21 protein-coding genes are annotated in these 26,306 nt (G+C 62.1%); 8 read left to right on the plus strand and 13 right to left on the minus strand.

The genetic code is table 11. The annotated features are described in order from the left end of the window. Positions 1 to 227: 227 nt before the first annotated feature. From LAN64_18675 to LAN64_18705, 7 genes are all read right to left on the minus strand, one after another. Positions 228 to 3,098 carry an Rne/Rng family ribonuclease gene (locus LAN64_18675; protein ID MBZ5569859.1) on the minus strand — a complete coding sequence of 957 codons (2,871 nt, stop codon included), beginning with the start codon at positions 3,096 to 3,098 and terminating at the stop codon, positions 228 to 230. 507 nt (positions 3,099 to 3,605) lie between these two features. Further along, positions 3,606 to 4,697, minus strand: coding sequence for a rod shape-determining protein RodA (gene rodA, locus LAN64_18680; GenBank protein MBZ5569860.1), 1,092 nt, complete (start codon positions 4,695 to 4,697; stop codon positions 3,606 to 3,608). Between the two features lie 57 nt (positions 4,698 to 4,754). Beyond that, positions 4,755 to 6,896 (minus strand): penicillin-binding protein 2, encoded by a 2,142-nt coding sequence (gene mrdA, locus LAN64_18685; GenBank protein ID MBZ5569861.1) that lies wholly within the window; start codon positions 6,894 to 6,896, stop codon positions 4,755 to 4,757. Between the two features lie 142 nt (positions 6,897 to 7,038). Beyond that, entirely contained in the window at positions 7,039 to 7,557 is a 519-nt protein-coding gene (mreD, locus tag LAN64_18690) for a rod shape-determining protein MreD (protein MBZ5569862.1), read from the minus strand. Next, positions 7,557 to 8,660, minus strand: coding sequence for a rod shape-determining protein MreC (gene mreC, locus LAN64_18695; protein ID MBZ5569863.1), 1,104 nt, complete (start codon positions 8,658 to 8,660; stop codon positions 7,557 to 7,559). The genes mreD and mreC overlap by 1 nt, the downstream gene beginning before the upstream one ends. 198 nt (positions 8,661 to 8,858) lie before the next feature. Next, complete coding sequence (locus LAN64_18700) at positions 8,859 to 9,860, minus strand: rod shape-determining protein (protein ID MBZ5569864.1); 1,002 nt, start codon at positions 9,858 to 9,860, stop codon at positions 8,859 to 8,861. A gap of 294 nt (positions 9,861 to 10,154) precedes the next feature. Continuing rightward, entirely contained in the window at positions 10,155 to 11,426 is a 1,272-nt protein-coding gene (locus LAN64_18705) for a FecR domain-containing protein (GenBank protein ID MBZ5569865.1), read from the minus strand. A gap of 308 nt (positions 11,427 to 11,734) precedes the next feature. Here LAN64_18705 and LAN64_18710 point away from each other — a divergent pair, with 308 nt between their 5' ends. Further along, on the plus strand, positions 11,735 to 13,252 hold the full coding sequence (locus LAN64_18710) for an aldehyde dehydrogenase family protein (protein MBZ5569866.1): 1,518 nt from the start codon (positions 11,735 to 11,737) through the stop codon (positions 13,250 to 13,252). Between the two features lie 93 nt (positions 13,253 to 13,345). Here the strand turns inward: LAN64_18710 and LAN64_18715 are convergent, their stop codons facing one another. Together LAN64_18715 and LAN64_18720 are read right to left on the minus strand one after the other, a co-directional pair. Continuing rightward, the gene (locus LAN64_18715) at positions 13,346 to 13,855 is read right to left on the minus strand and encodes a DinB family protein (protein ID MBZ5569867.1); all 510 of its coding nucleotides are present in this window, start codon (positions 13,853 to 13,855) and stop codon (positions 13,346 to 13,348) included. A gap of 124 nt (positions 13,856 to 13,979) precedes the next feature. Next, positions 13,980 to 14,936, minus strand: coding sequence for a rubrerythrin (locus LAN64_18720; GenBank protein MBZ5569868.1), 957 nt, complete (start codon positions 14,934 to 14,936; stop codon positions 13,980 to 13,982). Positions 14,937 to 15,193: 257 nt separating this feature from the next. Here LAN64_18720 and LAN64_18725 point away from each other — a divergent pair, with 257 nt between their 5' ends. From LAN64_18725 to LAN64_18740, 4 genes are all read left to right on the plus strand, one after another. Beyond that, on the plus strand, positions 15,194 to 16,408 hold the full coding sequence (locus LAN64_18725) for an aminotransferase class I/II-fold pyridoxal phosphate-dependent enzyme (GenBank protein ID MBZ5569869.1): 1,215 nt from the start codon (positions 15,194 to 15,196) through the stop codon (positions 16,406 to 16,408). A gap of 229 nt (positions 16,409 to 16,637) precedes the next feature. Continuing rightward, positions 16,638 to 17,255 carry a trimeric intracellular cation channel family protein gene (locus LAN64_18730; GenBank protein ID MBZ5569870.1) on the plus strand — a complete coding sequence of 206 codons (618 nt, stop codon included), beginning with the start codon at positions 16,638 to 16,640 and terminating at the stop codon, positions 17,253 to 17,255. Positions 17,256 to 17,437: 182 nt separating this feature from the next. After that, a complete protein-coding gene (locus tag LAN64_18735; protein ID MBZ5569871.1) occupies positions 17,438 to 17,986 on the plus strand; it encodes a hypothetical protein in 549 nt (182 codons plus the stop codon). A gap of 130 nt (positions 17,987 to 18,116) precedes the next feature. After that, the gene (locus LAN64_18740) at positions 18,117 to 18,842 is read left to right on the plus strand and encodes an exopolysaccharide biosynthesis protein (protein MBZ5569872.1); all 726 of its coding nucleotides are present in this window, start codon (positions 18,117 to 18,119) and stop codon (positions 18,840 to 18,842) included. 87 nt (positions 18,843 to 18,929) lie between these two features. Here the strand turns inward: LAN64_18740 and LAN64_18745 are convergent, their stop codons facing one another. Both LAN64_18745 and LAN64_18750 read right to left on the minus strand, forming a co-directional pair. Beyond that, complete coding sequence (locus LAN64_18745; protein MBZ5569873.1) at positions 18,930 to 19,196, minus strand: peptidoglycan-binding protein; 267 nt, start codon at positions 19,194 to 19,196, stop codon at positions 18,930 to 18,932. A gap of 567 nt (positions 19,197 to 19,763) precedes the next feature. Beyond that, entirely contained in the window at positions 19,764 to 21,347 is a 1,584-nt protein-coding gene (locus LAN64_18750; GenBank protein MBZ5569874.1) for a Do family serine endopeptidase, read from the minus strand. Between the two features lie 273 nt (positions 21,348 to 21,620). Here LAN64_18750 and LAN64_18755 point away from each other — a divergent pair, with 273 nt between their 5' ends. Further along, complete coding sequence (locus LAN64_18755; GenBank protein MBZ5569875.1) at positions 21,621 to 23,231, plus strand: serine/threonine protein kinase; 1,611 nt, start codon at positions 21,621 to 21,623, stop codon at positions 23,229 to 23,231. A 146-nt stretch (positions 23,232 to 23,377) separates the two neighbouring features. Next, a complete protein-coding gene (locus tag LAN64_18760; GenBank protein MBZ5569876.1) occupies positions 23,378 to 24,688 on the plus strand; it encodes an FHA domain-containing protein in 1,311 nt (436 codons plus the stop codon). 96 nt (positions 24,689 to 24,784) lie between these two features. Here the strand turns inward: LAN64_18760 and LAN64_18765 are convergent, their stop codons facing one another. After that, positions 24,785 to 25,165: a hypothetical protein gene (locus LAN64_18765; GenBank protein ID MBZ5569877.1), complete on the minus strand. Its 381-nt coding sequence runs from the start codon at positions 25,163 to 25,165 to the stop codon at positions 24,785 to 24,787. 204 nt (positions 25,166 to 25,369) lie between these two features. Between LAN64_18765 and LAN64_18770 the strand changes: the two genes are divergently transcribed. Then, on the plus strand, positions 25,370 to 25,750 hold the full coding sequence (locus LAN64_18770) for a nuclear transport factor 2 family protein (GenBank protein ID MBZ5569878.1): 381 nt from the start codon (positions 25,370 to 25,372) through the stop codon (positions 25,748 to 25,750). A 61-nt stretch (positions 25,751 to 25,811) separates the two neighbouring features. Here LAN64_18770 and LAN64_18775 read toward each other — a convergent pair. After that, positions 25,812 to 26,306 (minus strand): DMT family transporter (locus LAN64_18775; protein ID MBZ5569879.1); only part of this gene is annotated, 495 nt, incomplete at its 5' end.

The raw sequence follows: 26,306 nt of genomic DNA on the forward strand, positions 1-26,306 counted from the left end.
TCCGCAGTGCCAAAGCACGACTTGCGGAAGCCCTGGAACAGGCCGCTGCGGAAGCGATCTCGTCGATTACTGCCGACAACGCTGTCGCTTGGTTCCGCCACTGCGGCTACAGGGTACAGCAACCATGAATCCGCTCTAAGCCCCCACTCATACGGAAAAGGAAAGCGCGCCCAATCCTGAGCGCGCTCTTGCCAAAAGCCGAGAGCTAAAAGCGAAGAGACTCCCAGCTACATATCGAACTGCTCCTGGTGCAGCGTCGCGTCGGGTTTGATGATGATGCTCTTCCCTGCCAGTTCCTCCAGATCATTCAGCCAGCGCGCGTTGTTGGCCTTCAGTTCCTTGGCGACCTCGGGATTGACACGCAGCAGGACTTCCTGGCCGTCAAGGTGCTTCCACATCTTTTTCATCTCGGTGTAGATCTCGTTGCAGACCGTCTCCACCGACTTCACCAGCCCGGTACCGGTGCAGTACGGACACGGCGTGCCGAGGGTGCGCTCCAGCGAATGCTTCACGCGCTTGCGGGTGATCGCCACCAGCCCGAAGTCGTTAAACTGAAGCACCTTGGAGGGCGCGCGGTCGTTCTTGAGGGATTCCTCCAGCGCCTGCATTACCTTCTGCCGGTTCTTGCGCTCGTCCATGTCGATGAAGTCGATCACGATGATGCCGCCCAGGTCGCGCAGCCGGATTTGGCGCACGATTTCCTTGATCGCATCCACGTTCGTCTTCACGATGGTGTCTTCCAGGCGCGTGGTCTTGCCGACGTACTTGCCGGTGTTGACGTCAATCGCCACCAGCGCCTCCGTCTGGTTGATCACGATGTAGCCACCGCTCTTCAGCCACACCTTCGACTTCAGCGCCTTATTGATCTCCTCCTGAATACCGAACTGCTCGAACAGCGGCGTCTCCTTGGTGTACAGCCGGACACGCCGCACCAGGTTGGGCTGGAAGCGGTTAACGAAGCGCAGCACGCGCTCGTACTCCTGCTCGCTGTCCACCCACACGTGGGTGAAGTCCTCGGTGAGCTGGTCGCGGAGCGTGCGTTCCACCAGATTGAGGTCGTGATAGATCAGGGCCGGCGCGTTGCTTTCATCGGCCCGCGTCTTGATCTCGTTCCACAGGTTCTTGAGGAAGCGGATGTCGGCCCGCAGCTCGTCTTCGGCCACGTTTTCGGCCGCCGTGCGCACGATGAAGCCGCCGTGTCCGGGCATCTCACGCTCACCCATGACGATCCGCTTCAGCCGCTGCCGCTCGTCGTCGGAATCGATCTTGCGCGACACACCGATATGGTTCACCGTCGGCATGTACACCAGGAAGCGTCCCGGCAGCGCGATGTGGCTGGTGATGCGCGCACCCTTCTTGCCAATCGGCTCCTTGGCGATCTGCACCACGATCTCCTGGCCTTCCTTCAGCATGTCGGAGATCATCACCTGCTGACTCTGCATCGGCCGCGACTGGCGAAGGCGTCGGCCGCCGCGACGTCCGCGCCCGCGGCGCTCGAAGGGCGGCGGCGGCTGCGTGCGCTGCTGATATCCGGCGGTGCCAGTGGGACCACGCAACTCGGCGCGCCCGGCGCTCTCTTCTTCGCCTTCCGGCGCCTCGGCGGCTTCGTACTCGATTTCCTCGCCGCTCTCTTCGCCCTCGTCGCCGGCAATCGCCTCGCCCTCGGCTTCCGCTTCCTCGACCGCTTCCGTCAGCTCTTCGCCGAGCTCGGCGAGTCCGCCGTTGCGTTCCGCGTGAACCGGACGCGCGTCCAGCGTTTCTTCTTCCAGCTCTTCGTAGTCGCCGGCGTCTTCGAAGCGCTCGGCGACCGTGGGCAAGTCGGCATCTTCGTCTTCGATCTCCTCATGCTCGATTGTCTGCGACGAAGACGCCACGAAGGAATGATCCCCTTCCCCTTCCACGGACTCGTGCTGCGCTTGGTCGCGCGCCGCCTCGATCTCTTCTTCAACGACAGAAGGCGCGCCCTTGGCTGGTGTTTCGGTGTTGGTGGCTTCCTCGCCGACGAAAGCGGTGGCGACGTTCATCTGGTCAAGGCGGCGCTCGTCATCCGTGTGCTCGGTGCGTTGCTCCTCCGCCTGATGAATGGGAGCCTCGACGCATTCCTGTCGAGACGCCGGCGCTTCAACCGCCGGCGGCTCCTCTGTCTGGCGCCCATCGGCGGCCGACTCCACCTGCTCCACCTCAACCGGCGCTGCCTGTGCCACCTTCATCTGCGAATACTTGGAAATGGACTCACCCGGCAGCAGGATCGGCTGGAATCCCGGCGGCGGCCCGTATGACTGATCGCGGTCGCGGTCCCGCCCGCGCCCGCGGTCGAAGCCCCGCGGTGGCCGCTTTTCCCGCTCGAAACCGCGCTCCGGCCCGCCCGCCGCTTCTTCCTCCGCGGGCTGGGACGGCGCCGGCTGCGGTGGCGAAAACTTGGCAATCGATTCGCCCGGTAGCGCTTGTTGAGGCGGCACCGGCGACGCCTGCGAGAATTTGGAAATGGATTCGCCGGGCAGGACTATCGGCGGGTATCCCGGCGGCGGGTAGGATTGCTCGCGCTCTTCCCCGCGCGGCGCTTCTTCCTGCTCGCCGTGGGCAAACTTTGATTCCGGCAGGGCGCGGCCACGGCGTCCGCGACGGCGTCGTCCGCCGCGTCCGCGCCAACCGCGGCCTGCTTCCTCTTCCCCCGTGCCGGTAGCGGCTGGTTCGGCAGAGGCCGGCGGCACTTCCGGACCTTCAAACACGATCGGCGAGGGCGCCCGCTGCTGCGGTTCCGATTCCGGCTCGATCAGGTGTGGCTGGACCTGGCGGTCTTCGGCGGGCTGGCGGAATTCAGGTCGCTGCCCGCCAACCTTGACCGGTTCAAATTCGTCCTGCTCGTCTTCCATTTCGAAGAAATCGGAGACATAGAGGAACGCGTCGCGCTCCAATCCGATCTCCACGAAGGCGGACTGCATGCCCGGAAGCACGCGTGTGACGCGGCCTTTGTAGATGGATCCTGCCAGGGTGTATTCGTTGTCGCGTTCGAAATAGATTTCGGCGAGTTGGTCGTCCTCGCTCACCGCTACTTTGGTTTCGTGCGGCGTGAGCGAGACAAAGAGTTCTTTCGACATGCTGGCTCCGGCCCCGCTTGCGCGGGTCTGTCACCGGGCGAACTAGCGAGGGGCTGTGTTCGGAAGGAGCTTCGCGGTGCAGCTGTCAGGCAGGCCAGCGACGGTACCGCCGGAGCGGCACACAACATGCGCTTCTGCCTTACGGCTCTCACCGACGTCGGTGAGTCGGATTCGTTGCCAAGAGCTCGGAATCTTCTTGCACCTGTGGCGCACACCCTCACGGAGTTTGTGACCGCTCTCTCGGCCTGCGCTGCGGTTGACCCAACGCGCATCGCATCCGAAGGGGCCGTTACCCGCACCGTGGCGCTGGTATCAGCTTACCCGCACGGCCCCGGCGCGTCGTCGCAGCCGGTAAGCACAAAGCGGAACCTGCTGGGCTCAATCCTGTACCGGCCCCTCATTCGGCCGGTACGAGCCCCCGTTGACGAGGGGGCAAACGTATTTCAAAACTGTTTACGTTGGCGGCGTCTCCAAGACGCCGCCGAACGCGGAATTTACTGCTTCCGTTCAGTTCACGAACCGGCGCATGCGTATGTTCATTACGATGCCTAGCGCCAGGAACGTAAACAACACGGAGGAGCCGCCATAACTCATCAGCGGCAAAGGTATCCCCGTGACCGGCATAAAGCCGACCACCATGCCGACGTTAACCAGGATGTGGAACGTAAGCACTGCCACCACACCCATCACCACAAAGGTGCCCGACCGATCCGGTGCCGTTTGGGCGTTATGGATCAATCGCATCAGCACCATGAAGTATAGCAGCAGGAGGCCCAGCGCACCGACAAATCCGTGTTCTTCGGCCAGCGCGGCGAAGATAAAGTCGGTCTGCGGCACGGGCAGGAACGATCCTTGGATCTGCGTGCCGTGCCCCGTCCCCTTGCCCCAGATTCCGCCCGAACCCACCGCGATCAGGGATTGAATGACCTGGTACCCCGACCCGTGATAATCCGCTTCCGGCTGGGTGAAGCTGGTCAAACGCTCGCGCTGGTAGGGCTTCAGCACGTGCCATGCGACCGGCGCCATCAGCGCGGCTAGCAACAGCATCACCACGGCATGCTTCAACCGCAACCCGCCCAGGAACAGCGCCATCAGCGCGATCGGCATATACGTCAGGGTAGTGCCGAGGTCAGGTTGCGCCAGCACTAGCAGCATGGGAACACCCATCATCATGCCGACCTTGATGATATCGGCCACCGTACATTCCCGCTGGCGCGAGTCGGCAAAATACTTGGCGGCGGCGAGAATCAGGATGAGCTTGACCCACTCCGAGGGTTGAATGTGAATGCCGCCACCGATTTTGATCCACCGCCGCGCACCCAGGTACTTCTGCCCGAACAGCAGCACCGACATCAGGGAAACCACCGACAGCACGTACATCCAAGGCACCTGGTCCAGCAACACGTGGTAGTTGACGCGGCTGACCACGAACATCACCGCCACGCCGCCCAGCACCCAGTACACCTGCCGGATGTGCGCCCCGGCAAACTTGGTGCCTGCGGTCGCACTGTAGATCTCCACCACGCCGGCGGCGCAAATGACGAGCACGAATCCCAGCAGCACCCAGTCAAAATCGCCGAATGTAACGTAACGTTTCAAAGTTTCAGTTTCAGTTTCGGTTTCGGTTGCGGCTTACTGGCTATCCATAGTTGCGTACTACCGCCCGACCGCCATGCCCACCGGCGCTCTCGGGTTCTCCAGCTTGATCTTGAACCGCGCCGCGCGTAGCGCTTCTCCATGACCGTCCGCCTCCGGCTCGCCAAAGAACCCGGCCATTTCGAAGGAATCGCCGGCGCCCAGCGCCTTCTTCCCGCCGGCCGCAGAGGCGGCTTCCGGCCGCCGTCGGCGCAGCGTTATCTCCGCCAGCAGTGCGCGTCGGTCTGCGGCGATCACGCGCGGCGAGTTGATGGCCGCCATCACCGCCGCGGAGGCAAGCGGCGGATTCTCCATCCCCGGCGCAGCGGCGGCGCGATAAAGGTTCTGGTTGTTCTGGCGCGCACGCTGTTTTTCCACGTACGCCTTGATCACCTGCGAGGCCACGCGCGCCGCCAGATAGCCGTGCTCGCCTTCCTCCAGCAGCACCGCCACGATGATTTCGGGATTCCGCCGCGGCGTCACCCCGACAAACCAGCCGTTATCCCTCACTCTGTGCCCCAGCCGCTTAGCCAGGGCATTGCTCATGGTCTGCGCGCTGCCCGTCTTGCCGGCAAAATCAATTCCGTTCAGGTGTGCGCTGGGAGCGGTGCCGACTCCCGGCTCCACCACCTGCGCCATGGCGTCGGTGATGGTCTCCCAGTTCTGCGGGTCGATGGGCACCAGGGTCTCGCCCTGGATCTGGGACGCGTTCTGCACCCCGTATCTCGCCAGTTCGTCGGGAAAGGCGACATGCGGCTTCTGCAACTTGCCGTCCATGGTGACCGCTCCGACGGCGCGCGCCAACTGGATCGGCGTCACCGCCACCGCCCCCTGCCCGATTCCCACCGAGATCGTCTCGCCCGCGTACCACTTTTGCTTGAAGTTCTTGATCTTCCACTCTTCCGACGGCATCACGCCGCTGACCTCGTTGGGCAGGTCGATGCCCGTCTTTTGTCCCAAGCCCAGCATGTGCGCCCACTTGGCGATGCGATCGATGCCCAGCTTCTCCGCCAGGGTGTAGAAGAACACGTCGCAGGATTGGTAGATCGCCTTGGTAATGCCCACCACCCCGTGCGTGCGATGCTCCGCCACCACCCAGCACTTGAAGTAACGGCCGTAGAAATTGTGTCCACCGCCGCAATTCACCTGCAGGGTTTGCGCAATTCCCTCCTGCAATCCGGCGGTGGCCATGAGGATCTTAAATACCGAGCCCGGCGCCAGTTGCGCCTGGATCGCCTTGTTCATCAGCGGATGATCCTCATCGGTGGCCAGCCGGTTCCACTCCGCCTTCTTGATCCGCACCGCGAACGAGTTCGGATCGAACACCGGCCGGCTGGCCATCGCCAGGATCTCCCCGTTACGCGGGTCCATGGCCACCACAGCGCCGTTCCTGTCCGCCAGCGCCTGCTCGGCCGCGATCTGCAGGTCGATATCCACCGTCAGTTTGAGCGGCTTGCCCGGCGCCGCCGGCGTTTCGTCCAAGCGCCCGACTTCTTTGCCGCGGTTGTTCACCAGCGCCCGTCGGAAGCCGTTTTTGCCCATCAATATGTCGTTATACGATAGTTCTACACCCGACTTCCCGACCACGTCGCCCGGGTTGTAAAACTCCCACTGCGGCGAGTTGAGCATGTCTTCGCTCACCTCGCCTACGTACCCGATCAAGTGCGCCATGAATCCGCCCTTCGGGTACAGCCGCCGGTGCGCCACGATCGTCTCCAGCTCCGGCAGCTCGTTGCGGTGCGATTCGATGAACGCCAGCTCGTCCGGCGTGATGTCGTCCTTCAGGAAGATGGGCTGGTACTGCGGCGTGAAGGCGAACTTCTTCACCCGGTCGCGCACCTCGTCCGGGTCCATATGCAGGCCGGCTGCGATGGCATTGACGTCGTTCAGGATATTGCGGCTGGCGTCGCGCAGCAGCAGCGCCGAAAACGACGGGTAGTTGTCAACGATGATCCGGCCTTCGCGGTCCAGGATCTTGCCCCGCGGCGCCAGGATGGGAACGTTGCGGACGCGATTCTTCTCTGCCAGCTGGACATAGTAATCGCTGCCTACCACCTGCAGCCGCCACAGGCCGAAGACAAGAATCAGAAAGATTCCCAGGATGCCGTATTGCACCCCTGTGAGCCGCAGTTGCGGTACTTTGTCGTCGCGCCCTAACGGCATGATCCTCCGCGCCGCTCTGCATCGTCAGCCACTGCCTGCCTGTAGATGCGCTTTCGCGACGGTTTCCGGATACCTTACAGTTTAGCAGCGTTCGCCGTGACCTATGCACATAGATGAAACTGCTCTTGGAACTGAAACTGCTTTACGCCCCCTGCCGCAACCTGTCCAGCAGCTTGTACAGCACCAACCCCAACAGCGCGTTGGCGACGCCGGCAATCGCCTGGTGTCCCCAGCGCCAATACAGGAGCTCGCCCGCCAATCCGCGCGCCACCGCAAAATAAATCACCTGGTGCAAGAGGTAAAAGCCGAAAGTCATCAGCAGCCGCGTCGCGGGATTGTCCACGTCGATCTTCACCCCCAGCGAGGACGCGCCGTACCCCACCACGGTTTTCGCGATCCCGTACAGCCCGATCGGCTGGTGCGTGAGGCTGTCCTGGATCAGTCCGATCACGCTGCCGGTCAACAGTCCGCTGATGGGGTTCCGCCGCCCCACGCCAAAGTAAATCGTGACCAGCAGCGGCAGGTCGAAAATCGCCACTACCGGCAGATGCAGCGGCAGAAACGACTGCAGCAGCAGCGCCGCCAGCGGCACGCCCACCGCCACCGGCACGGCGAAGCGGTAAACCTCAAACCGCTCGCGAGAAAGGGTCGGGGCAGCCACTACCGGGGGGTGTCCTTCGCTGGGGGTTCCGGCTTCACCGGATCGGGAACCGATTTGGCGGTGGCGGCGTTTTTCTCGGCGGCGGTTGCGATCGTCTTTTTCTTTTCCACCGCCGTCAGTTCACCAGATTCAGGTGGCGGCGCCGGCTTAGCTACCGGTTCGGCATTCGGCTTCGCCTGCGGCATCGCGCCCGCTGGCTTGCTTGCTTGCGGTGTTTTTGCCGGCGCGTCCGGTTTCGGCGGTGGGACCGACGGCAGCCGCTGCGCCAGGACGTCAACCGCGCGCACCGGCCCGTTCTGGTCGTTGGGCTCGGGCCCCTTCTCCACAATCTTGGTGATGACCAGCACCTCTTCCAGCCGGTTGAGCTGGGCTGTTGGCTTTACTTCCACGTTGAGAAAGGTGCCCGCCGGTTTGATCCGCGCCACCGTTCCCACCGCCAGCCCCTTGGGATAAACCCGGTCGCCGCCGCTGGTGAGGACGCGCTCGCCCCGCTCGATGGTTTCGTCGGCCATGATGTTGGCCAGAAACGTCTCGCCCGACGGCGAACCCTTCAGGATTCCCTGCAGCCGCGATTTTTCCAGGATCACGCCCGCCCCGCTGGACGGGTCGTTGATCTCCAGCACCAGCGACGATGTCGGGTACACCCGCAGCACCTTGCCCACGATGCCGTCCGAAGTGATCACCGGCATGTCCGGCTTGATGCCGTCGCGCGATCCCTTGTCGATGTAAACGCCGCGCGAGAACTCGCTGCCGGTGGTGCTGATCACCTGCGCCGCCATGGTCTGCGAGATGAATTGCTCTTTGAACCCGAGCAGCGTTTGCAGCCGCCGTGCCTGGCTGGCGTCCTGGGCCAAGCGCACCTGCTCCAGCCGCATGCGCCCTATCTCGTCGCGCAGCTTTTCGTTCTGCACCCGCACGGTGCGCAGATAAACGTAGTTGTGCCAGGTATCCGCGAACCACGCGCTGCTGTGGACCACGCCTTTGGCGAAGGGAGTGATAGCCGAAACGGCCCAGATGCGGATCAGGCGTGACGTGCCGCGGTCGGTCCCTTGCTTGACCTGCACCGCCAGGCCGAGTATCTGGGCAAACAATACCACCGCCAAAACTGTCAGGTTCCGGTGGCGGCTGATGATGTTTTCCACTGCAAACCAGTAGTTAGTACTTAGGAGCTAGTAGTTGGTAGTTCGCAACCGTCACCGGGCAAATCGCCAGCCGCTGGCGAGCATAACTTGCGTTCCTCCGCGCAAATCCGCGGCAGAGCTTGTTGCTAAAGTGTTCCTCTGTTTCCTCTGCGGCTAAACCTACTCCAAAGAGATTTTCCGCAGCAGCTTGAAGTCGCTGAGCATCTTGCCCGTGCCCAGCACCACGCTGCACAGCGGGTCGTCGGCGATGGAGACCGGCAGCCCGGTTTCTTCGCGGATGCGCTTGTCCAAATTCTTCAGCAGCGCGCCGCCTCCGGTCAGCACGATGCCGCGATCGCTGATGTCGGCACTCAACTCCGGCGGTGTCCGTTCCAGCGCCACGCGGATGGCGTTCATGATCGTCGCCACGCACTCGCTCAGCGCCTCGCGAATCTCGCTGTCGTCCACGGTGATGGTTTTGGGCACACCCTCGATTAGGTTGCGTCCTTTGATCTCCATGGTCAGCGGCTTGTCCAGCGGATACGAGCTGCCGATTTCGATCTTGATCTGCTCCGCCGTGCGCTCCCCGATCAGCAGGTTGTACTTCCGCTTCAGGAAGTTCATGATCGCTTCGTCCATCTGATTGCCCGCCATGCGGACGGAGCGCGAGTACACGATGCCGCTCAGCGAGATTACGGCGATGTCGGTGGTGCCGCCGCCGATGTCCACAATCATGTTGCCGCTGGGCTCGGTGATCGGCAGCCCGGCGCCGATCGCGGCCACCATCGCCTGCTCCACTAAGTGCACCTCGCTGGCCTTGGCGCGGTAGGCCGAATCCATGACGGCGCGCTTTTCCACTTGCGTAATTTCGCTGGGCACGCCGATCACGATCCGCGGATGCACCAGCATCTTGCGGTTGTGCGCCTTCTGGATGAAGTAATTCAGCATCTTCTCGGTGACCTTGAAGTCCGCGATGACGCCGTCCTTCATCGGCTTGATGGCGACTATGTTTCCCGGCGTGCGGCCCAGCATCTCTTTGGCTTCCTTGCCCACTGCCTCCACTTCCCCGGTGTTCTTGTTGATGGCAACAATGGACGGCTCGTTAACCACGATGCCCTTGCCGCGCGCGTACACCAGCGTGTTCGCCGTGCCCAAGTCGATCGCCAGGTCGCTGGAAAACATGCTGAACAGCGACCGCAGGTTGTGGAAGTGTGAGGTCGGATGGAAACCGTTCGATGACATACGTCGCTCTCTACCTATGCCGCCGGCTGACAGCCCGTTTCACCGCCGGCTAACTGCCTTGATTCTATTCGATGTGCTGCGACTTAGGTGGAACTAAAGTCGCAGCCCTCCAGTGATTTGCCGTGTTCGCCGAGGGCACCCCGATAACTGGCCCCCTGGCATTCGCCCGCGACTGGCGCTGTTCGGGTGACGGGTTGCGAAAAACGGGAGCGCGGCAGTCGACTGCTCTGGCGGTTACTGGATAACCACCTTCTGCTGCCTCGTCTTGACGCCGCCCTTGGCGTTCTGCGCGGTGACGGTGATGACATTTTCGCCATTCGGCAGCGGCGGCGTAAAGAACTGGAACGACCCGTCGTTCGCGATGTACGGGACTTCCGAACCGTTGATGATGACGCGGGCGCTCTTCTCGGTCCTGCCCTTGACCTCAATCACGTGCCCGTGTTGCACAAAGGGCAGAAGCTCCAGCGCGATCTCCACGCTGTCGGATCCCTTCGCGATCACCGTGAACCGGTTCTTTTCGCTCTCTACCGACTCCTGGTTGCTCGCATCCACCGACTGCACCGACCAGTAGTAGGCGCCTTCGCCCAGGCCCGAAACTTTCACCTGCGGTGTCGCCACCTTCTTGTCGTACACCGTGGACGAGAAGTACGGGTTGCGCGAGATGCGCACGTGATACTGGCGCGCGCCCGATATCGACGTCCAACTGAAGTCCAGTGGCGCGGGGCTCTGCTGGTTGACGAAAACCGGCGCCACGTTGGCCGGCGAGATCAGCGTCGGGGGCGCCAGTTCCTTCACCTTCGTCAGCTTCGGTGAGTCCGCCTTGAAACTCACGCGCTCGTATTCACCCAATTTCACCAATTCGGACCCGCGCGCGATCTGGCCCGACCCTCGTCTCAGCAACACCTCGTGCTGGTCGGCGCGCGGATCGTTGTGCACCAACGCCGAGCTTTCCGCCCCAATGGAGGCCGTTGCCCCCGCCAAAATCACCTGCGACCTCGACCCCTGCCCGTAGGACGACGTGGACAAATCCACCGTGCCCGTCGTCAACTCCACCGCCACTTGCGTCTGCTGCGCCGTATTGGTCGAGTTCTCCTGCACGACGATCAGTGAATCCTGCTTAATCGTGTAATTGGTGTTGTCGGCAAACACGACCTTGGCGATGCCCTCCGCCCCGGTCTGCACCACGTCACCCTTTTCCAGCGGCACGCTGAAGTTGGCGTTGATCCAGGTATTGCTGTTGGCTTTCTTCACCCGCACCGTGCCGTCGATCGCGGTGAAGCTGGCCGCTTGCTGGCCGACCTTGCCGGTCGGACGACCGCCTTTACTTCCCAGCCAATCGCTGATTGCGTTGCCGGACTTCTCCGCGAGACTCTTCGTCTGCGCCGGAAAGATCATGTAGAGGATGAACGACATCAGACTCACCACGCACAGGCTCACCAGCAAGACGCTGCGGTAGGTGACCGTGGTCCAACCCACCTGGAAGCCCGTTCTGGATTTCGGTGGCATGCCGTTTCGAGTGAATTGTATGGCTTTTAGGGGTAACGCGGCGAGAGTAGCACAACCCGCAACCGTTACAAAAGGGTGAATACCTTGGGTAGTGGGTCAGTTTGGTACGGACCCACTACCAAACCTTGGGATATACCATCGGCACCCCACATTTGCCCCTCTTTGACGGTGGCCTACATCTGCCGCTTTTTGGCAGATGTGGGTCTTGCCTGCCACTTCACTCGCCCCCGTGCTCTGGCCCACTTGCACGCCCCTGCGGCGGCGCATACGATGAATGATTTGCAGATATCTCGCGGGAGGCGCTGAGCATGGCCACCGATGTAATCAGCAAGACTGCCACGGCAATCTACAAGAACCTCATTGACGGAGACTGGGTCGAAGCCACCACCGGCGAAACCTTCGAAAACATCAACCCCGCCGATACCCGCGATGTCGTCGGTGTCTTCCAAAAATCGGGCAAGGCCGATGTCGAAGCCGCGGTCGAAGCCGCCCGCCGCGCCTTCGAAAAATGGCGTCTGGTGCCCGCGCCCCGCCGCGCCGAAATCATCTATCGCGCCGCCCAGATGCTCGTCGAGCGCAAGGAAGACTACGCCCGCGACATGACCCGCGAGATGGGCAAGGTCGTCAAGGAAACCCGCGGCGATGTGCAGGAGGCCATTGATACCGGCTTCTACATGGCAGGCGAAGGCCGCCGCATGTTCGGCGCCACCGTGCCTTCCGAGTTGCCCAACAAGTTCGCCATGGCGGTGCGCCACCCCGTCGGGGTCTGCGCCATGATCACCCCGTGGAATTTCCCCATGGCGATTCCCTCCTGGAAGCTGTTCCCCGCCATCGTCGCCGGCAACTGTTGCGTCATCAAGCCGGCCCAGGACACGCCGCTTTCGGTCTTCAATTTCGTGCAGACGCTGCTCGACGCCGGCGTTCCCAAGGGCGTGGTCAATATTGTCAGCGGCTTTGGTTCCCGCATCGGCGCACCGCTGACCGAGCATCCTGAAATCCGCGCCGTCTCGCTTACCGGCTCCAGTGATGTGGGCCGCATCGTGGGCGAATCCTGTGCGCGCAGCTTCAAGCGCTGCTCGCTCGAACTCGGCGGCAAGAACCCGATGATCGTGCTCGACGACGCCAACCTCGAACTCGCCCTCGAAGGCGGCCTCTGGGGCGGCTTTGGCACCACCGGACAGCGCTGCACCGCCACCAGCCGCATCATCGTTCAGAAAGGTGTGTACCAAGAGTTTGTCAGCGAGTTTGTGGAGCGCGCAAGGAAATTGAAGGTCGGCAACGGCCTCGACGAGACGGTCGAGATGGGTCCCGCCATCAACAAGGCGCAACTGGACACCGACCTCAGCTACATCGAGATCGGGCAATCCGAAGGCGCCAGGCTGCTGTGCGGCGGACATCGCCTCGACGGTGGCGCATACCAGTACGGCTGGTTCCTCGAACCCACCGTGTTCGGCGACGTCGACCCTAAGATGCGCATCGCCCAGGAAGAAATTTTCGGCCCGGTGGTTTCCATCATCCCTTGCGATCACCTCGAGCACGCCATCGAGATCGCCAACGGCGTGCAGTACGGCCTGTCCTCCTCGATCTACACCCGCGATGTCAACCGCGCTTTCAAGGCCATGCGCGACCTCTTCGCCGGCATCACCTACATTAACGCTCCCACCATCGGCGCCGAGGTCCACCTGCCGTTTGGCGGCACCAAGCAGACCGGCAACGGCCATCGCGAGGGCGGCTTCGGCGCCATCGAGTTCTACACGGAATGGAAGTCGGTCTACGTCGACTATTCCGACCGCTTGCAGAAAGCGCAGATCGACCGGCCGGAGTGAAAAGAGGAGCAAGGGATTTCCGGATTTACCGCCGCAATAAGCGAGACACGATCCCTTTGCTATGCCCGCCTAAACCTTACTAAGGTACGAACTTCAGAAGCTCCCCTCATCCGCGCTCGGCCCGTAAATCGACGGCACCGGAATGTCGTTCAGCCTCAGATACACCCCCATCTGCGCACGATGATGGATGATGTGGTTCAGCACGAACGAGCGCAGCACCGCGATCTTGGGCATGGTCATGATGGTCTGCCCCGTCTTCAGCAGCGACCACGGCCTCATCAATTGCTCATCGGTGGCCGCGGCAATTCCCTTTCGAGCCTCCGCCACGTGCTGATCGAAGACTTCCAGAACTTGTTTTGTGTTCTTCGTCTCCGGCAATTTGAACGGCTGTCCACCGGCCGGGGCGATGTCGAGCGAGTCCTGTTGCAACGTCATCGCCGCCCACAGCGGCAGGTTCGCCAGGTGTCCCGCCAGCCATCCCATGGATCCGGACTTCGGGTGCGGCTTGAAGTCGAACTTCCCGTCGGGCACGCGTTCCAGCGTCTTGCGCGTGTTGGCCATTTCCGCGTCGAATTCCGGCAGCAACGATTGCGATAGTGCCATCTCAATCCTCCTTGGATCACCTATCAGATGTCGCCCCGCTACGAACGGATACATTCGTCAGCCCCGATGGGGCGAACTCGGAAAATCCGACAATATGTCTTTTCGTAAATTCTTCAATTCCAGTTCAAGAACTTCCGATCAGCACGCCCGCCGCAAAGACCAGCGCGCCGCCGAAGGCCACCTGCAGGGTCGCCGAGAATACGGGAGATTCCATGTAGCGGTGCCGCACCCACGAGATCGTCGCCAGCTCCGCGACCACCACCACAATGGCCGCCATCAGTGCAGCATTGAACGACGGAATCAGGAACGGCAGCGTGTGCCCGATTCCGCCCAGCGCCGTCATCAACCCGCACACCAGCCCGCGCATCCACGGATGGCCTCGCCCCGTCAGGCTGCCATCATCCGACAGCGCCTCGGCAAACCCCATGCTGATGCCCGCCCCGACCGACGCCGCCAGTCCCACGGCGAAGGCATCGTGCGTGCTCTTGGTCGCAAACGCTGCGGCAAACACCGGCGCCAGCGTGGAAACCGAGCCGTCCATCAGCCCCGCCAGCCCGGGCTGCACAATCTGCAGCACGAACAATCGCCGTCGCGCCTCCTCTTCCTTATGCCGCGTCTCGGTCGTGAGCTCAGTGCGCTCCAACTCCTCGGCGCGGTGCTCGTGCGAGAGCTCTTCTTCCGCCAGATCATCCAGCAACTGCCGCACGCGCGCATCGCGAGAGCGCGCCGCGGCGCGGAGGTAGAACTGCCGCGTCTCGACCTCCATCGCCTCCGCCTGGTTACGCACCGTCTCCAGCCCGAGCGGACGCACCAGCCACACCGGGCGGCGGTTGACGAAGCCGCGCACGTCCTGCCGCCGGATCAGCGGAATGTGGTCGCCGAATTTCTCGCGATACAACTCGATCAATCGCCGTCGGTGTCCCGCCTCCTCCTGCCGCATCCCTTCGAAGATCGCCGCCGACGCCGCGAAGTTCTCTCTCAGTCCTTCGGCAAAATCGGCGTAGATACGCTCGTCTTCCTCTTCCAGGCTGATGGCCAGGGCCAAAATCTCGCGTTCATCCAGACTGTCGAAGCTGCGCATGGCGTAACCCCGCAAAAAAAGCAGCCAGGATTGTACGTGACTCTTCACCGCGCTCCAACGTTGCCCGTCACGCTCGCCCGTGAGTTCGCTCCCATTCTGTAGCCACAGAGGACGCAGAGAAAAAAGCGCCTTGCGCACCCTTGTATGGATCGGCGGTGCTTTTTTCAAAATAAGCGTCCTCTGTGGCTAATTCCGGGTTGGTGTGGCAAATCCCGGGTTGCCATCGGCTACAATCGTAGGTTCCCAGGACAACCGCCATGCCAATGACCACGCAAGCCCGCGAAATCCTGGCCGCGCTGCGGCTCGAAAACGTACGCTACGCCATCCGCGATCTCGCCGTCCTCGCCGACCAGGTCGCCAAGACCGGCAAGCAGATACTGCTGCTCAACATTGGCGATCCGCTCAAGTTCGATTTCGCGACTCCGCCGCACATGATCGATGCTGTCCACAAGGCTATGCGCGACGGCCACAACGGCTACGCGCCCTCGCTCGGCATTGACGAAGGCATCCAGGCCATCGCCGCCGAGGCCGAGCGCCACGGCATCCGCAACGTTCAAAGCATCTTTATTACTGCCGGCGTCAGCGAAGGCGTCGAGCTTTGCCTCAGCTCGCTCTGCAATCCCGGCGAAAACGTCCTCACGCCCGCGCCCGAGTATCCGCTGTATTCCGCCGTGCTCGCCAAGATCGAGGGTCCCATCAACCCCTACTACCTTGACGAGGACAACCACTGGGAGCCGGACGTCGAGGAAATGGCGAGCAGGATCACTCCCAAAACCCGCGGCATCGTGGTCATCAATCCCAACAACCCGACCGGCGCCGTGTACTCGCGCCACAAGCTGGAACAGATCTGCGAGCTCGCCCGCAAGCACAACCTGGTCATCTTCGCCGACGAGATTTACGACAAGCTCATTCTCGACGACGACGTCGAGCACATCTCTCTCGCCTCGCTCGCGCCCGATGTTCCGGTCCTCACCTTCAGCGGATTGTCCAAGCCCTATCTCGCTCCCGGATGGCGAGTGGGATGGGCCATTTGCAGCGGCCCGAAAGACGCGCTCAAGCCCTACATCGAAGGCGTCCACAAGCTGTTGCGCGCGCGTCTTTGCTGCAACGCGCCAATGCAGTACGCCATCAAGCCCGCGCTGGAAGGCCCTCAGGACCACATCAAAGAAATGAACGGGAAACTGCGCCGCCGTCGCGATCTCACCGTGCAGTGGGCCAACTCGACGCCGCGCGTGAGCTGCGTCTCACCGAAGGGAACGTTCTACGCCTTCCCGAAACTCGATATTCCCGGCGACGATCTCGACTTCGTCAAAGGCGTGCTGACCGAAAAGCAGGTGCTGGTCGTCCACGGCAGCGGCTTTGGCCAGAAGTCAGGGACGAAGCACTTCCGTATCGTCTTCCTCCCCGACGAGCAGACGCTGGCGAAGGCTTATGCCGGCATGGCCGACTACCTGCGCGAGCGCTACAAGTAACCTCGACGGTGCCCCACATCTATCGGCCTGAGATCGCCAGCAAAGCTCCTCCGCGTAAGTATCCTCCGGCAGAGCCGGAGGCTTTACGGGTCGCGGGCCCCTCAAAGGGGCCTGATCGCGACCCAAAGTCAAAACCGCTCGCTCCAGGCAGTACGGGTGAAAGCTGTGCGCTTGCAAAACCGCCACGCACACGCATTAGCGTACCCTATCGCGGGTCAGGAGAAGCCAAATGGAATTTCACTCCGCGCACTTGCTCCTCGCCATCGATCTGATTGGCACCGCTCTTTTTGCCGCGGAAGGAGCTTCGGCCGCGTCGCAAGCGCATCTCGATCTGTTCGGTGTTCTCGTACTCTCTTTTGCAATGGCGTTGGGCGGAGGCATCATCCGTGACCTGCTGATAGGAGACGTCCCACCGAGCGCCATTCGCGACTGGCGGTATGCGGCCACGGCCTTGACCGCCGGCGCTTTCCTCTTCCTGCTGCACACTACGACTGCGGCAATGAATTTCTGGCTGCTTGCAACCCTGGATGCTGCCGGGCTCGCCTTCTTTGCGGTTGCGGGCGCCGCCAAAGCACTCGACTTCGGCCTTCATCCTCTTCCGGCCATCATAATGGGCGGGATCACAGGTGTGGGCGGCGGAACCATTCGCGACATCTTCCTCGCTCAGATTCCGGTCGTGCTCCGCTCAGAGATTTACGCCACGGCCGCGCTCCTGGGTGCCGCGGTGACAATCCTCCTGCTGAAGGCCAAGCTGCCTCCAGCCATGGCTTCCACGCTGGGAATCGTTGCCTGTTTTGCCGTCCGCATGCTCGCCGTGTACCACCACTGGAACCTGCCGAGAGCCTGATCGGACATGCTGCCAAAAGATCCTCGCGCGAATCGTCTCCCATCAAAACCGTCAATCTGTTCCCAATCTGGAAATCAGAAGCCGCAAGTTGTAACGTTCGGATCAGCGTAATGAGTGTACAATCTGTGCGTTTTCACACCTCAAAAAGGCACCCTCGATCAACATTCCTCCGGAGGTCCCTGATGATGACTGCCATCGTCTTTGTTGTCGCGTTGCTTCTGCAATCGGCCGCTGGCGTCCCTGCCGATGTCCCGATTCAAGCTGAGCTCAAGAAGGAGATCACGTCGCGCCGTTCCAAGCCTGGCCAGGAGGTACGGCTCGTGACCACTGAAGACGTGCGTGGCCCTGACGGCGCCGTCCTGATCCCCACCGGCGCTAAACTCGAGGGAAAAATCTCGGTCGTCCACAAGCGCCACGGCCAGGATCAGGCGGCCATTGCTTTCGTTGTCGAGAACGCCGAGTGGAAGGACGGCAGCATGAAGCTGAACGCTTCCCTGCAGCAGGTGCAGGTCGTCGGAGAGGGAGGCGACGCCGGGAACTGCGGCCCCAGCCTCAATCGTGGCGGCATGGGGGCTTGCGGAGGGGGCAGCTACAGCGTTAAGGCGGTGCCCGCCGACTGCAAGGTCGAGCAGGTCGGAGAGGGTATGGCGTTCGTCTGCCAAAAGCGTGAGATAGAGCTTGGACCGGGAACCGTCGTGATCCTCCGCAACGCCGCGACCGCCACGCCTTAATTTGGTGCCCCGGGTCTGGTCTCGTCAGTTGACCGCGCCCCTTATCTGCCCGCCCATATCTGCCAACGCGGACAGATCGGAAAGGGGTTTGTCCGCCGCACGCCGAATCTGATTAAATGCTTCCCACCGCATGGTCGACATTCACAGCCACATCCTTCCCGAAGTTGACGACGGCGCCCAATCCTGGGAAATGGCCGTGCACATGTGCCACATGGCCGCGCAGGACGGCATCGAGCACATGGTGGCTACTCCCCACGCCAACGGCGAATTCGCCTACGACCGCCGATGGCTCCGCAGCCTGCTCGACGAACTGCGCCAGCGCACTGGTGACAAGCCCAAGCTCAGCCTGGGCTGCGATTTCCATTTTTCCTACGAGAACCTGGAAAGCCTCGCCCAAACTCCGCACCTCTACACCATCGAGGACACGCCCTACTTGCTGGTCGAGTTCAGCGACTTCTCCGTCCCACCCTCGGTGACCGACGAACTCGAAGACCTGCTCCGCCGCGGCCTCATCCCGATCATCACCCACCCCGAGCGCAACCTGCTGCTGCAGCGCATGCCGGAGCGAGTTCTCGACTGGGTGCGGCTCGGCTGCGCCGTGCAGGTCACCGCCTCGGCGGTTACGGGGTTGTGGGGTGACCGGGCCAAAAAGATTGCGCAGTGGTTGCTGGACCGGGAAGCGGTTCACATCCTGGCTACTGACTCGCACAGTGTCGAAGGACGTCCGCCCATCCTCTCGGCGGCGCGCGACGCCATCAGCCGCGTCTACCGCCCCTCCGTCGCCCGGGCGCTCACCGACGACAACCCCCGCGCCGTCGTCACCGGCCAACCTCTCCCTTATTTTCCGAGAATTTAATAGGCAGGTATTTTCGAGAAGCTCAGTGACTTAAATGGAGACCTTGCCGCTCAGGAGCAGCAACTCGAAACTCGCAACTGACTGGCCCTATCTTTGTGGCAAACTGCCCCCGCCTCCGGGGAAGGGCGACGTGGCTGCCGTTTCCGGATTGATCAGGTTGGCTCGATCCGGCCCCAGCCCCAGTTTGATCAGCGCCCGCGAATCCGGGACCATCTTTGTCTGCCAGCCGTTGGCCGACTGGTAGTGCTGCATGGCATCCTTGGAACGCTGGTCCCACAGTCCGGTCGGCTGCCCCACCAGATACTTCTCCCGAATTAGCGCCGACTGGATCTCCCGCACTCGCGCCGGGTTCATCGCCTGCTGACCGCGCTTCCGCGGCTTCTTGGCGGTCTTTCTGGATTTGGCTTTACTGGATTTGGCTTTACTGGATTTGCCGTGGCTGGAAGAGGAAGTTCTAGGCTTACGAGGACCTTCCGCGTGCGCCACCGCTGTGGCTAACGCGAGGCATACCAACAAGCTCAAAAGACGAGTTCGGTTGGTCCTCACAACATCACCTCTATAATCTCGGCCGGAGCCGGAATTGTATTCGGCGAAGTCAGCGCCATTCAAGCACAAAGCACCCGCGCTGCAAACGGCACCGTCGGCCATGTCCTTAGAAAGTCTCTCCAGCACTCTAGTTGCCTTTTGTAAGTCATTGATTTGAAGATGTCTGTGCCTTCCGTCACACCATCTTGTCTGCCCATCTGGGGAATTCCTAGCCTGAGATTTTCCCTCATCTCAGCAATGTCTGCTTAGCTCGCCTCAAGCGATTGATGGTGTCGAGCGCAAAAAAGGGCAGCCACTTTCGGCTGCCCCTGTCATAACCCGTACGTTGACCCAGGTTCGGCGCCTAAATCCTGAAGTCCGCAGCTGAAGCCTGCTCTACGGCAGGGTTCCGCCCAGGAAGATCGTGCCCTGATTGCGCCCTCTGCCCTGACGGACAAGGAACACTACATCCTGCCCGCTCTTCAGGTTCTGCTGGACACGGCGGAAGTCGTCCTCGCTGTTGATCGGCTGCTTGTTGATTTCCAGGATAACGTCGCCGCGGCTCAGCCCGGCGTCGTCGGCAAACGAGCCCGGCTTCACTTCGGTGACGATCACGCCCTTGCCCGGCGGGATCGAAAGCCTCTCCGCTATCTCGCGCGTGACGTTCTGCACCGTGGCGCCCAGCTTGCTGGGTTTGGGTGCCGCCTCTTCGTTCCCTTCTTCTTCCTCGCCCAGCCGGCTGGCGAACAGCTTGGCACGGTTGGCGATGGTGACTGAGGTGATTTCTTCCTTGCCGTTGCGCACGTACCCGATCTTGGCCGTCGAGCCCGGTCTGCGGCTGGAAATGTCGCCCACCAACTCGTCGCCGTTCTTCACTGGCCTGCCGTCCACGGAGACGATGGTGTCGCCGACCTTCAGTCCGGCCTGGTCCGCCGGGCTTCCGGAAATGACATTGGCGATCGTTACTCCCGACTTCACTCCGTACACGCGCGCCACCGCCGGGTTGGGCTCAGCGGCAAATTCCACGCCAATCGACCCGCGCGTCACCCGGTGCTCCGGCCCGATGAGCTGGTTGTACACGTGTGCCACCGTATTCGACGGCAACGCGAACCCCACGCCCTCGTAGCCTTGGCCGCCGGTAATTATAGCCGTGTTGATGCCGATCACCTGGCCGTCCATGTTCACCAGCGGCCCACCCGAGTTCCCTGGATTGATCGCCGCATCCGTCTGCACAAAGGACTGGAACTGCCGTCCCGGAACGATGTTGCGCCCGATGTAGGACACGATCCCGGCGGTCACGGTCGCATTCAGCCCAAAGGGGCTGCCTACGGCCAGCACCCAGTCACCCACCTGCATGGCATCGGAGTTGCCGAGCTTGGCGTAGGGCAGCGGCTTCGCCACCTCCACTTTGATCACCGCCAAATCGGTTTCCGTGTCGGTTCCGATCACCTTGGCGTCGTGGCCCGGCGCTCCCGCGGGATCGTCCTGAAACTTCACCCGGATGCGGTCCGCCTTTTCCACTACGTGCCGGTTGGTGACGATATAACCCTTCGGGTCCACCACCACTCCCGAACCGAGCGAGCGCTGGCGAATGGGCCCGCCGCCATCGGGCATCTGGCCGAAGAAGCGGTCGAAAAAGTCCTGGAAGGGATTGTCTTCGTCGCCGCCGCCGCCCGGTCCCTGTGGGGTGGGCGTGCGACGCCGGTGCGGGTTCTGGATGGTGGATTCGGTGTTGATGTTCACCACCGCCGGCTCAATCTGCTTCGCGATCTGAGTGAACTGGTTCGACAGTTGCTTGGGCGACGGGATCGTCAGCGGCGTGGCATTGGACGAGACGCTGCTCTTGTCCTGCCCCTTCACTCCGTAGGAGATCACCGTGCCGATCAGCATGCCCACCGCCAAGGTGAGCAGAATTGTGAGCGTCGATACCCAGCGGTGTGCTCTGATTCGTTCAAGGTAAGCGCGGGCGCGCGAATTCATAAATCTTGTTTCCTCCGATTATTGCCGTTCCGGGCGCGAGGACACTGCCATTCGAACACACAATAGGCAAGATTACCGCAAGTCGGCCACTTGTAGCTCTCCCTCAGATTAGACGCGGTCTTAATAAATTCGTTGCTATAAATTCATCCAAACTTCGTCTTCCTTGACCCCCGCCGCGCTTGACTTCATAATCCTTTTCTCTCGCGGTGAGGTTGCTTTCGAGTTCGATTTTCTTCCTTCTGACCTCCTCAGCGCAACATGCAGGAGCCACACATGACCAACGATACTCCGAAGCGGCTTGGTGATTACGAAATCCTGAAAGTCCTCGGCGCTGGCGGGATGGGCCGCGTCTACCAGGTGCGCAACGTCATTACCGACCGCATCGAGGCAATGAAGGTCCTACTGCCGGAGATCGGCGGCCAGGAAGAAGTCGCAGCCCGTTTCCTGCGCGAGATCAAGGTGCTGGCGGCCCTCAACCATCCCAACATCGCCACCCTCCACACCGCCCTCACTATCGACAATCAACTGGTCATGATCATGGAGTACGTCGAAGGCCAGCCTATTTCAGCTGCGCTGGCCGGCGGGCCCATCCCCGTTCCCGACGCTCTCACCTACATTGACCAGATTCTCGACGCGCTCAGCTACGCCCACCAGCGCCACGTCATTCACCGCGACATCAAACCCGCCAACATGATGCTCACCCCCGGCGGCACCGTGAAGCTGATGGACTTTGGCATCGCCCGCACCGACAACGAACCCACCCTGCTCACCGCCCCCGGATCCACCCTCGGCTCGATGAATTACATGTCACCCGAACAGGTGAAAGGCGAGCGCACCGACGAACGCTCCGACCTCTACTCCCTCGGCATCTCGCTCTACGAGATGGTTACCGGCGACCGCCCCTTCCACGGCGACAGCAGTTTTTCTCTCATGGCCGCCCACGTCAATCAGCCTCCCACGCCACCCATCGAGCTGCAGCCCGAAATGCCCGCCGGGCTGAATCAGATCATTTTGACCTCGATCGCCAAGTCAGCGGCGGAGCGCTTCCAATCTGCCGATGCGTTCCGCAACGCGGTGAGAATCGTTCTCCGAGATTTGCAGGAATCCAAGACCTTGGTCCAGGGCTCGCAGGACGCGACCTCGGCCGGCGCGCGCACGCCCCTGCCGCACGTGCGCACCGGCCCCATCACGCGCCCGAAAACCGCGGTTACTGCGCCCACGCCTGTGCCCACGGCCAGGACCATTGCCGCTCCGGCTGCCACCGTTGCTGCGCCTCCTCCTGCGCCTGTTCCCGCGGCCGCACAACCGGCCAGTCATCGCGGGTTGTACGTCAGCCTCGGCGCCATCATCGTGCTCGTTGCCCTGGTCGCAGCAGGGTTCTACATGCCCAAGGGGAAAAAGGCCTCCGCCGCGGGCGATACCAAAGTGACGCATCAGCCGCCGGCCGTCGTCGTCCCTCAAACCGCCGAAACGAAACCGGCTGAAGTGGCTCTGCCCGCGGAAGAACCCAAGCCCGCGGTTGCGAAAAAACAGAAACTCATGGCCAAGACCGGCGGGCAGTCCGCCGCAGACGCCCAAGCCGCAGCCGCCGCCGCAGCCGCCGCCAAGGCCAAAGCCGAGGAACTGGACCGCGTGGAGCACGAGATTGACCAGCTCACCGGCCGCTCCGCCGCCGTCAACAGCAGTCTCGATAACCTGCAGCGGCAGCAGGCAGCCCAGGGCTTCGGCCTGCGCGGCGACATCGCCTCCAGGCAGGCGAGCATGAAAGTCAATCTCGCCAAGGCCCAGGAAGCCATCGGCCGCAACGACCTGGAGCGCGCCAAGCGCTACTCCGGCATGGCCGCCGCCGATGTCGAGGCCCTGGAAAAATTCCTGGGGCGATGAATGGTGTGTTTGCTAGCGATAACGGTCGGGGTTGGTTCTACCGTCCCTACGGGACTCTGTGTGATTCAAAGGCAACCTTCCCGGCACTCACGTGCCGGGCTAGGTTCTGTCGCCCCTGCGGGGCTGAGATAAGCAAAAGGTAAGAGATGAGTCCCAACGACGGCGTCACCCGCATCCTCAATCGCGACGCCCAGCAACTCGATCAGGCCGCGGAACTGGAAAAGCTCCGCCGCGACATCACCGTCCTGTTTACCGACATCAAGGGCTCTACCGCCTACTTCGAAAAATTCGGCGACTCCGCCGGCCTCATCATGGTGCATCACTGCAACACCCTGTTGGGCAAGGCTGTCGAGCGCCACGGCGGACGCGTCATCAAGACCATCGGCGACGCCGTCATGGCTGCCTTCCAAGACCACGCCGAAGCCGTCGCCGCCGCCATCGAAATGCAGGAGGCCGTCACCGCCGACTGCACCGCCAAGCCCGAGGCGCACCGCGTCAAGGTCCGCATTGGCATTCATTACGGTCGGGGAATCGTTAAGTCCAACGACGTTTTCGGAGATGTTGTCAACGTCGCCTCGCGCGTGGAAGGCGCCGCCGGCCCCGAACAGATTCTCATCTCCGACACCCTGTACCAAGCGGTCGCCGAAACCAACCGCTTCCACCTTCGGCTGGCCGGGCGCTTTTCCCTCAAAGGCAAGTCCGAGCAGCGCGAACTCTTCGAGGTCATCTGGCGGGACCAGGCGGGCGAAGCTCCGGGCTCGCACAGCATGATCATGGCCGCTCTCAGCGCGCCCCGGGTCAAGTACAAGCTGTTGCAGCTTCGCAACGACGGCCGCCCCGGCCGCGAATTCGAAATTCTCTCCGGCCGGGCGCTCGTCGGCCGCACGCAGTGCGACTTCCCTTTCCCCAACGACGAGTACATGCAATCGCCCCACGCCCGTCTGCTGGTGGAATCAGGCCAGCTTTTCCTCGACCCCGTGCCGGAAGCCGACACTTTCTTCAGCCTGATCGGTTCCTACCGCCTGCAGCACGGCGACGTCGTTAGCTTCGGCAACCAGGTGCTGGAGTTCCAGGTGGACGAAGCCGCCCTCGCGGAAGCTTCGCTATCAGGAAAAAATCTTGGCCAGTTGTCGGCCATGCTGCATGGCGCGGTCGCCGAGTTCATTTCTCTCAACCCTGACGGCAAGCGCTACCCCATCCGCGAGCAGCAAACCACCTGGGGCCGCACCAAGGCGACTTACACTTTCCCCACCGACACTGCCATGAGCCGCTCCCACGCCAAGGTCTATCACCGCGGCGAGGACTTCTTCCTCGAAGACGTCGGCTCCACCAACGGCACCTTTGTACTGGCCCGCGAAAGAATTCCCATTCCTGGCGGCGCTATCCTCTCCATCGGCGGCCAGCGCCTCAGAGTCTTCCGCGAAGAGCAATCCGGCAAAGCCGTCCAGCTCGGCTGAGCGATCATCCCGAATTCGCCGAACGCAAAGTCCTGAACCTAGCTCGTCGCGCCCAACCTGCTCCCGTCGCCTTAGCCGTCAGCTCCCATGACGCGTTCAGTTCGCCTCGCTTGCATCCCGCAATTCGCTTGTCTGCCCGCGCGGCCCTTCCTTGGGGTTTCCGGCGTTGTCAAGATAAACCGTCACCGCGTACGCCCGGTGCGGTATGGCGCCGGCTTTCGCCTTACCGACGATGCTCTGGGTTCCTCTCAGCCTTGGGGTCGTCTCCACTTCTGACAGCCGCTGGTTGGTGTCGGCGTCATAAAACCGGATTGCCAGGATGCAATTGCTGTGTAGCCTGGGTTGGCATGCGGGGTAACGGCCGAAGTCAAAGCTCGTGACCAAGTACATCTCAGGCGCAACTTCCTTCTTCGCCGCAAGCAGCCAGGCGCTGAATGTCATCACAATTGCTATAGTGAACGTAATCGATTTATTCATCTCTGCGTCCTCACTGCTACTTAGACCCGGCAGCGCGAAAACCGATGTCAAACGTTTGTCACAGCGGTGTCAATTCTGCAGACGCGAATTGGAACGACTCGGTCGTTACGAACTCCGGTTAACCTTTAGACTTCGCAGATCGCCGTTCCTCAGCGTTGACCCTGCCTTAAAATGCTCGACACAAACTTCATTCCGAGGTCTGCCGTGAAACGCGCCGACAGTCCCGAACAGTTGCATGTATTGTTTGCTGCAGCCCTGCACGCACGTGACGTCGAAGCTCTCGCCGTGCTGTACGCCGATGCTGCGTGCCTGACGCCGCGAACCGGGGGTTGCGCGCGCGGAATCGCGGCGGTGCGCGACCTGCTCGCCCATTACTGCGCGATGAACGCGACAATGCAAATCAAAACTCGGGAGGCGATTACGGTGGGCGACACCGCCTTGTTGATGTCGGACTGGCACATGACGGGCACGGGTCCCGACCGATCTCCGATAGATGCCGCGGGCACGAGCGTCGAGGTCGCGCGCCGCGGCGCGGATGGCGCGTGGCGGTATTTGATTGATTTGCCGCACGGGGTCGCAGGTTAAGCATGGTCGATTGTCCCTAGCCGGCACGGGCGAGAGACTCAAACCTACGACTTCGCCGCTCCTATGCGTTTTCCTCGCCGACCTCGGCCGCCAGCTCCGCCTGGCTCCCCTTCATTTCCGACGCCACGATGCCTCCCAGGATTAGCAGCGCTCCAACTCCGGCGCGCACCCCCAGCCGCTCGTGCAGCACGATGTACGACGTCAGCCACGCGAACACCGGCTCCAACAGAAAGATCAGCGCGGTGTGCGTCGGCGGCGTGAATTGCTGCGCCCATGCCTGGATGGTAAACGCCGCTCCCGTTCCCAAGAGCCCGGTAACCAGGATGGCCGCGATCACCCGCGACGACCACACGGCGTGCGCGTGCTCCACCACCGGAACCGTCAGGAACATCAGCGCCGCGCAGGTGATCGCCTCCACCGTCGCCACCGCCTCGAAGCGGTGCTTCCGCATGGCTCGGCCCATGAGGATGATCTGCAGCGCAAACATCACCGCGCATCCGATGGTCAGCAAATCGCCGCGGTTGATGCTCTCCAGATTCAGCCCGTTCCCATTCCC

The sequence above is a fragment of the Terriglobia bacterium genome (assembly GCA_020073185.1).
GTDB lineage: Bacteria > Acidobacteriota > Terriglobia > Terriglobales > Acidobacteriaceae > JAIQGF01.

Coding starts and splice junctions, on each gene's coding strand:
- LAN64_18710 (MBZ5569866.1), top strand. CDS start 11,735: ATGGCCACCGATGTAATCAGCAAGACTGCCACGGCAATCTACAAGAAC.
- LAN64_18750 (MBZ5569874.1), bottom strand. CDS start 21,347: ATGAATTCGCGCGCCCGCGCTTACCTTGAACGAATCAGAGCACACCGC.
- LAN64_18755 (MBZ5569875.1), top strand. CDS start 21,621: ATGACCAACGATACTCCGAAGCGGCTTGGTGATTACGAAATCCTGAAA.
- LAN64_18745 (MBZ5569873.1), bottom strand. CDS start 19,196: ATGAACCCGGCGCGAGTGCGGGAGATCCAGTCGGCGCTAATTCGGGAG.
- LAN64_18740 (MBZ5569872.1), top strand. CDS start 18,117: ATGGTCGACATTCACAGCCACATCCTTCCCGAAGTTGACGACGGCGCC.
- mrdA (MBZ5569861.1), bottom strand. CDS start 6,896: ATGCCGTTAGGGCGCGACGACAAAGTACCGCAACTGCGGCTCACAGGG.
- LAN64_18705 (MBZ5569865.1), bottom strand. CDS start 11,426: ATGCCACCGAAATCCAGAACGGGCTTCCAGGTGGGTTGGACCACGGTC.
- LAN64_18725 (MBZ5569869.1), top strand. CDS start 15,194: ATGCCAATGACCACGCAAGCCCGCGAAATCCTGGCCGCGCTGCGGCTC.
- LAN64_18765 (MBZ5569877.1), bottom strand. CDS start 25,165: ATGAATAAATCGATTACGTTCACTATAGCAATTGTGATGACATTCAGC.
- LAN64_18675 (MBZ5569859.1), bottom strand. CDS start 3,098: ATGTCGAAAGAACTCTTTGTCTCGCTCACGCCGCACGAAACCAAAGTA.
- LAN64_18700 (MBZ5569864.1), bottom strand. CDS start 9,860: ATGTTTTCCAGCGACCTGGCGATCGACTTGGGCACGGCGAACACGCTG.
- LAN64_18735 (MBZ5569871.1), top strand. CDS start 17,438: ATGATGACTGCCATCGTCTTTGTTGTCGCGTTGCTTCTGCAATCGGCC.
- LAN64_18730 (MBZ5569870.1), top strand. CDS start 16,638: ATGGAATTTCACTCCGCGCACTTGCTCCTCGCCATCGATCTGATTGGC.
- LAN64_18715 (MBZ5569867.1), bottom strand. CDS start 13,855: ATGGCACTATCGCAATCGTTGCTGCCGGAATTCGACGCGGAAATGGCC.
- LAN64_18760 (MBZ5569876.1), top strand. CDS start 23,378: ATGAGTCCCAACGACGGCGTCACCCGCATCCTCAATCGCGACGCCCAG.
- LAN64_18720 (MBZ5569868.1), bottom strand. CDS start 14,936: ATGCGCAGCTTCGACAGTCTGGATGAACGCGAGATTTTGGCCCTGGCC.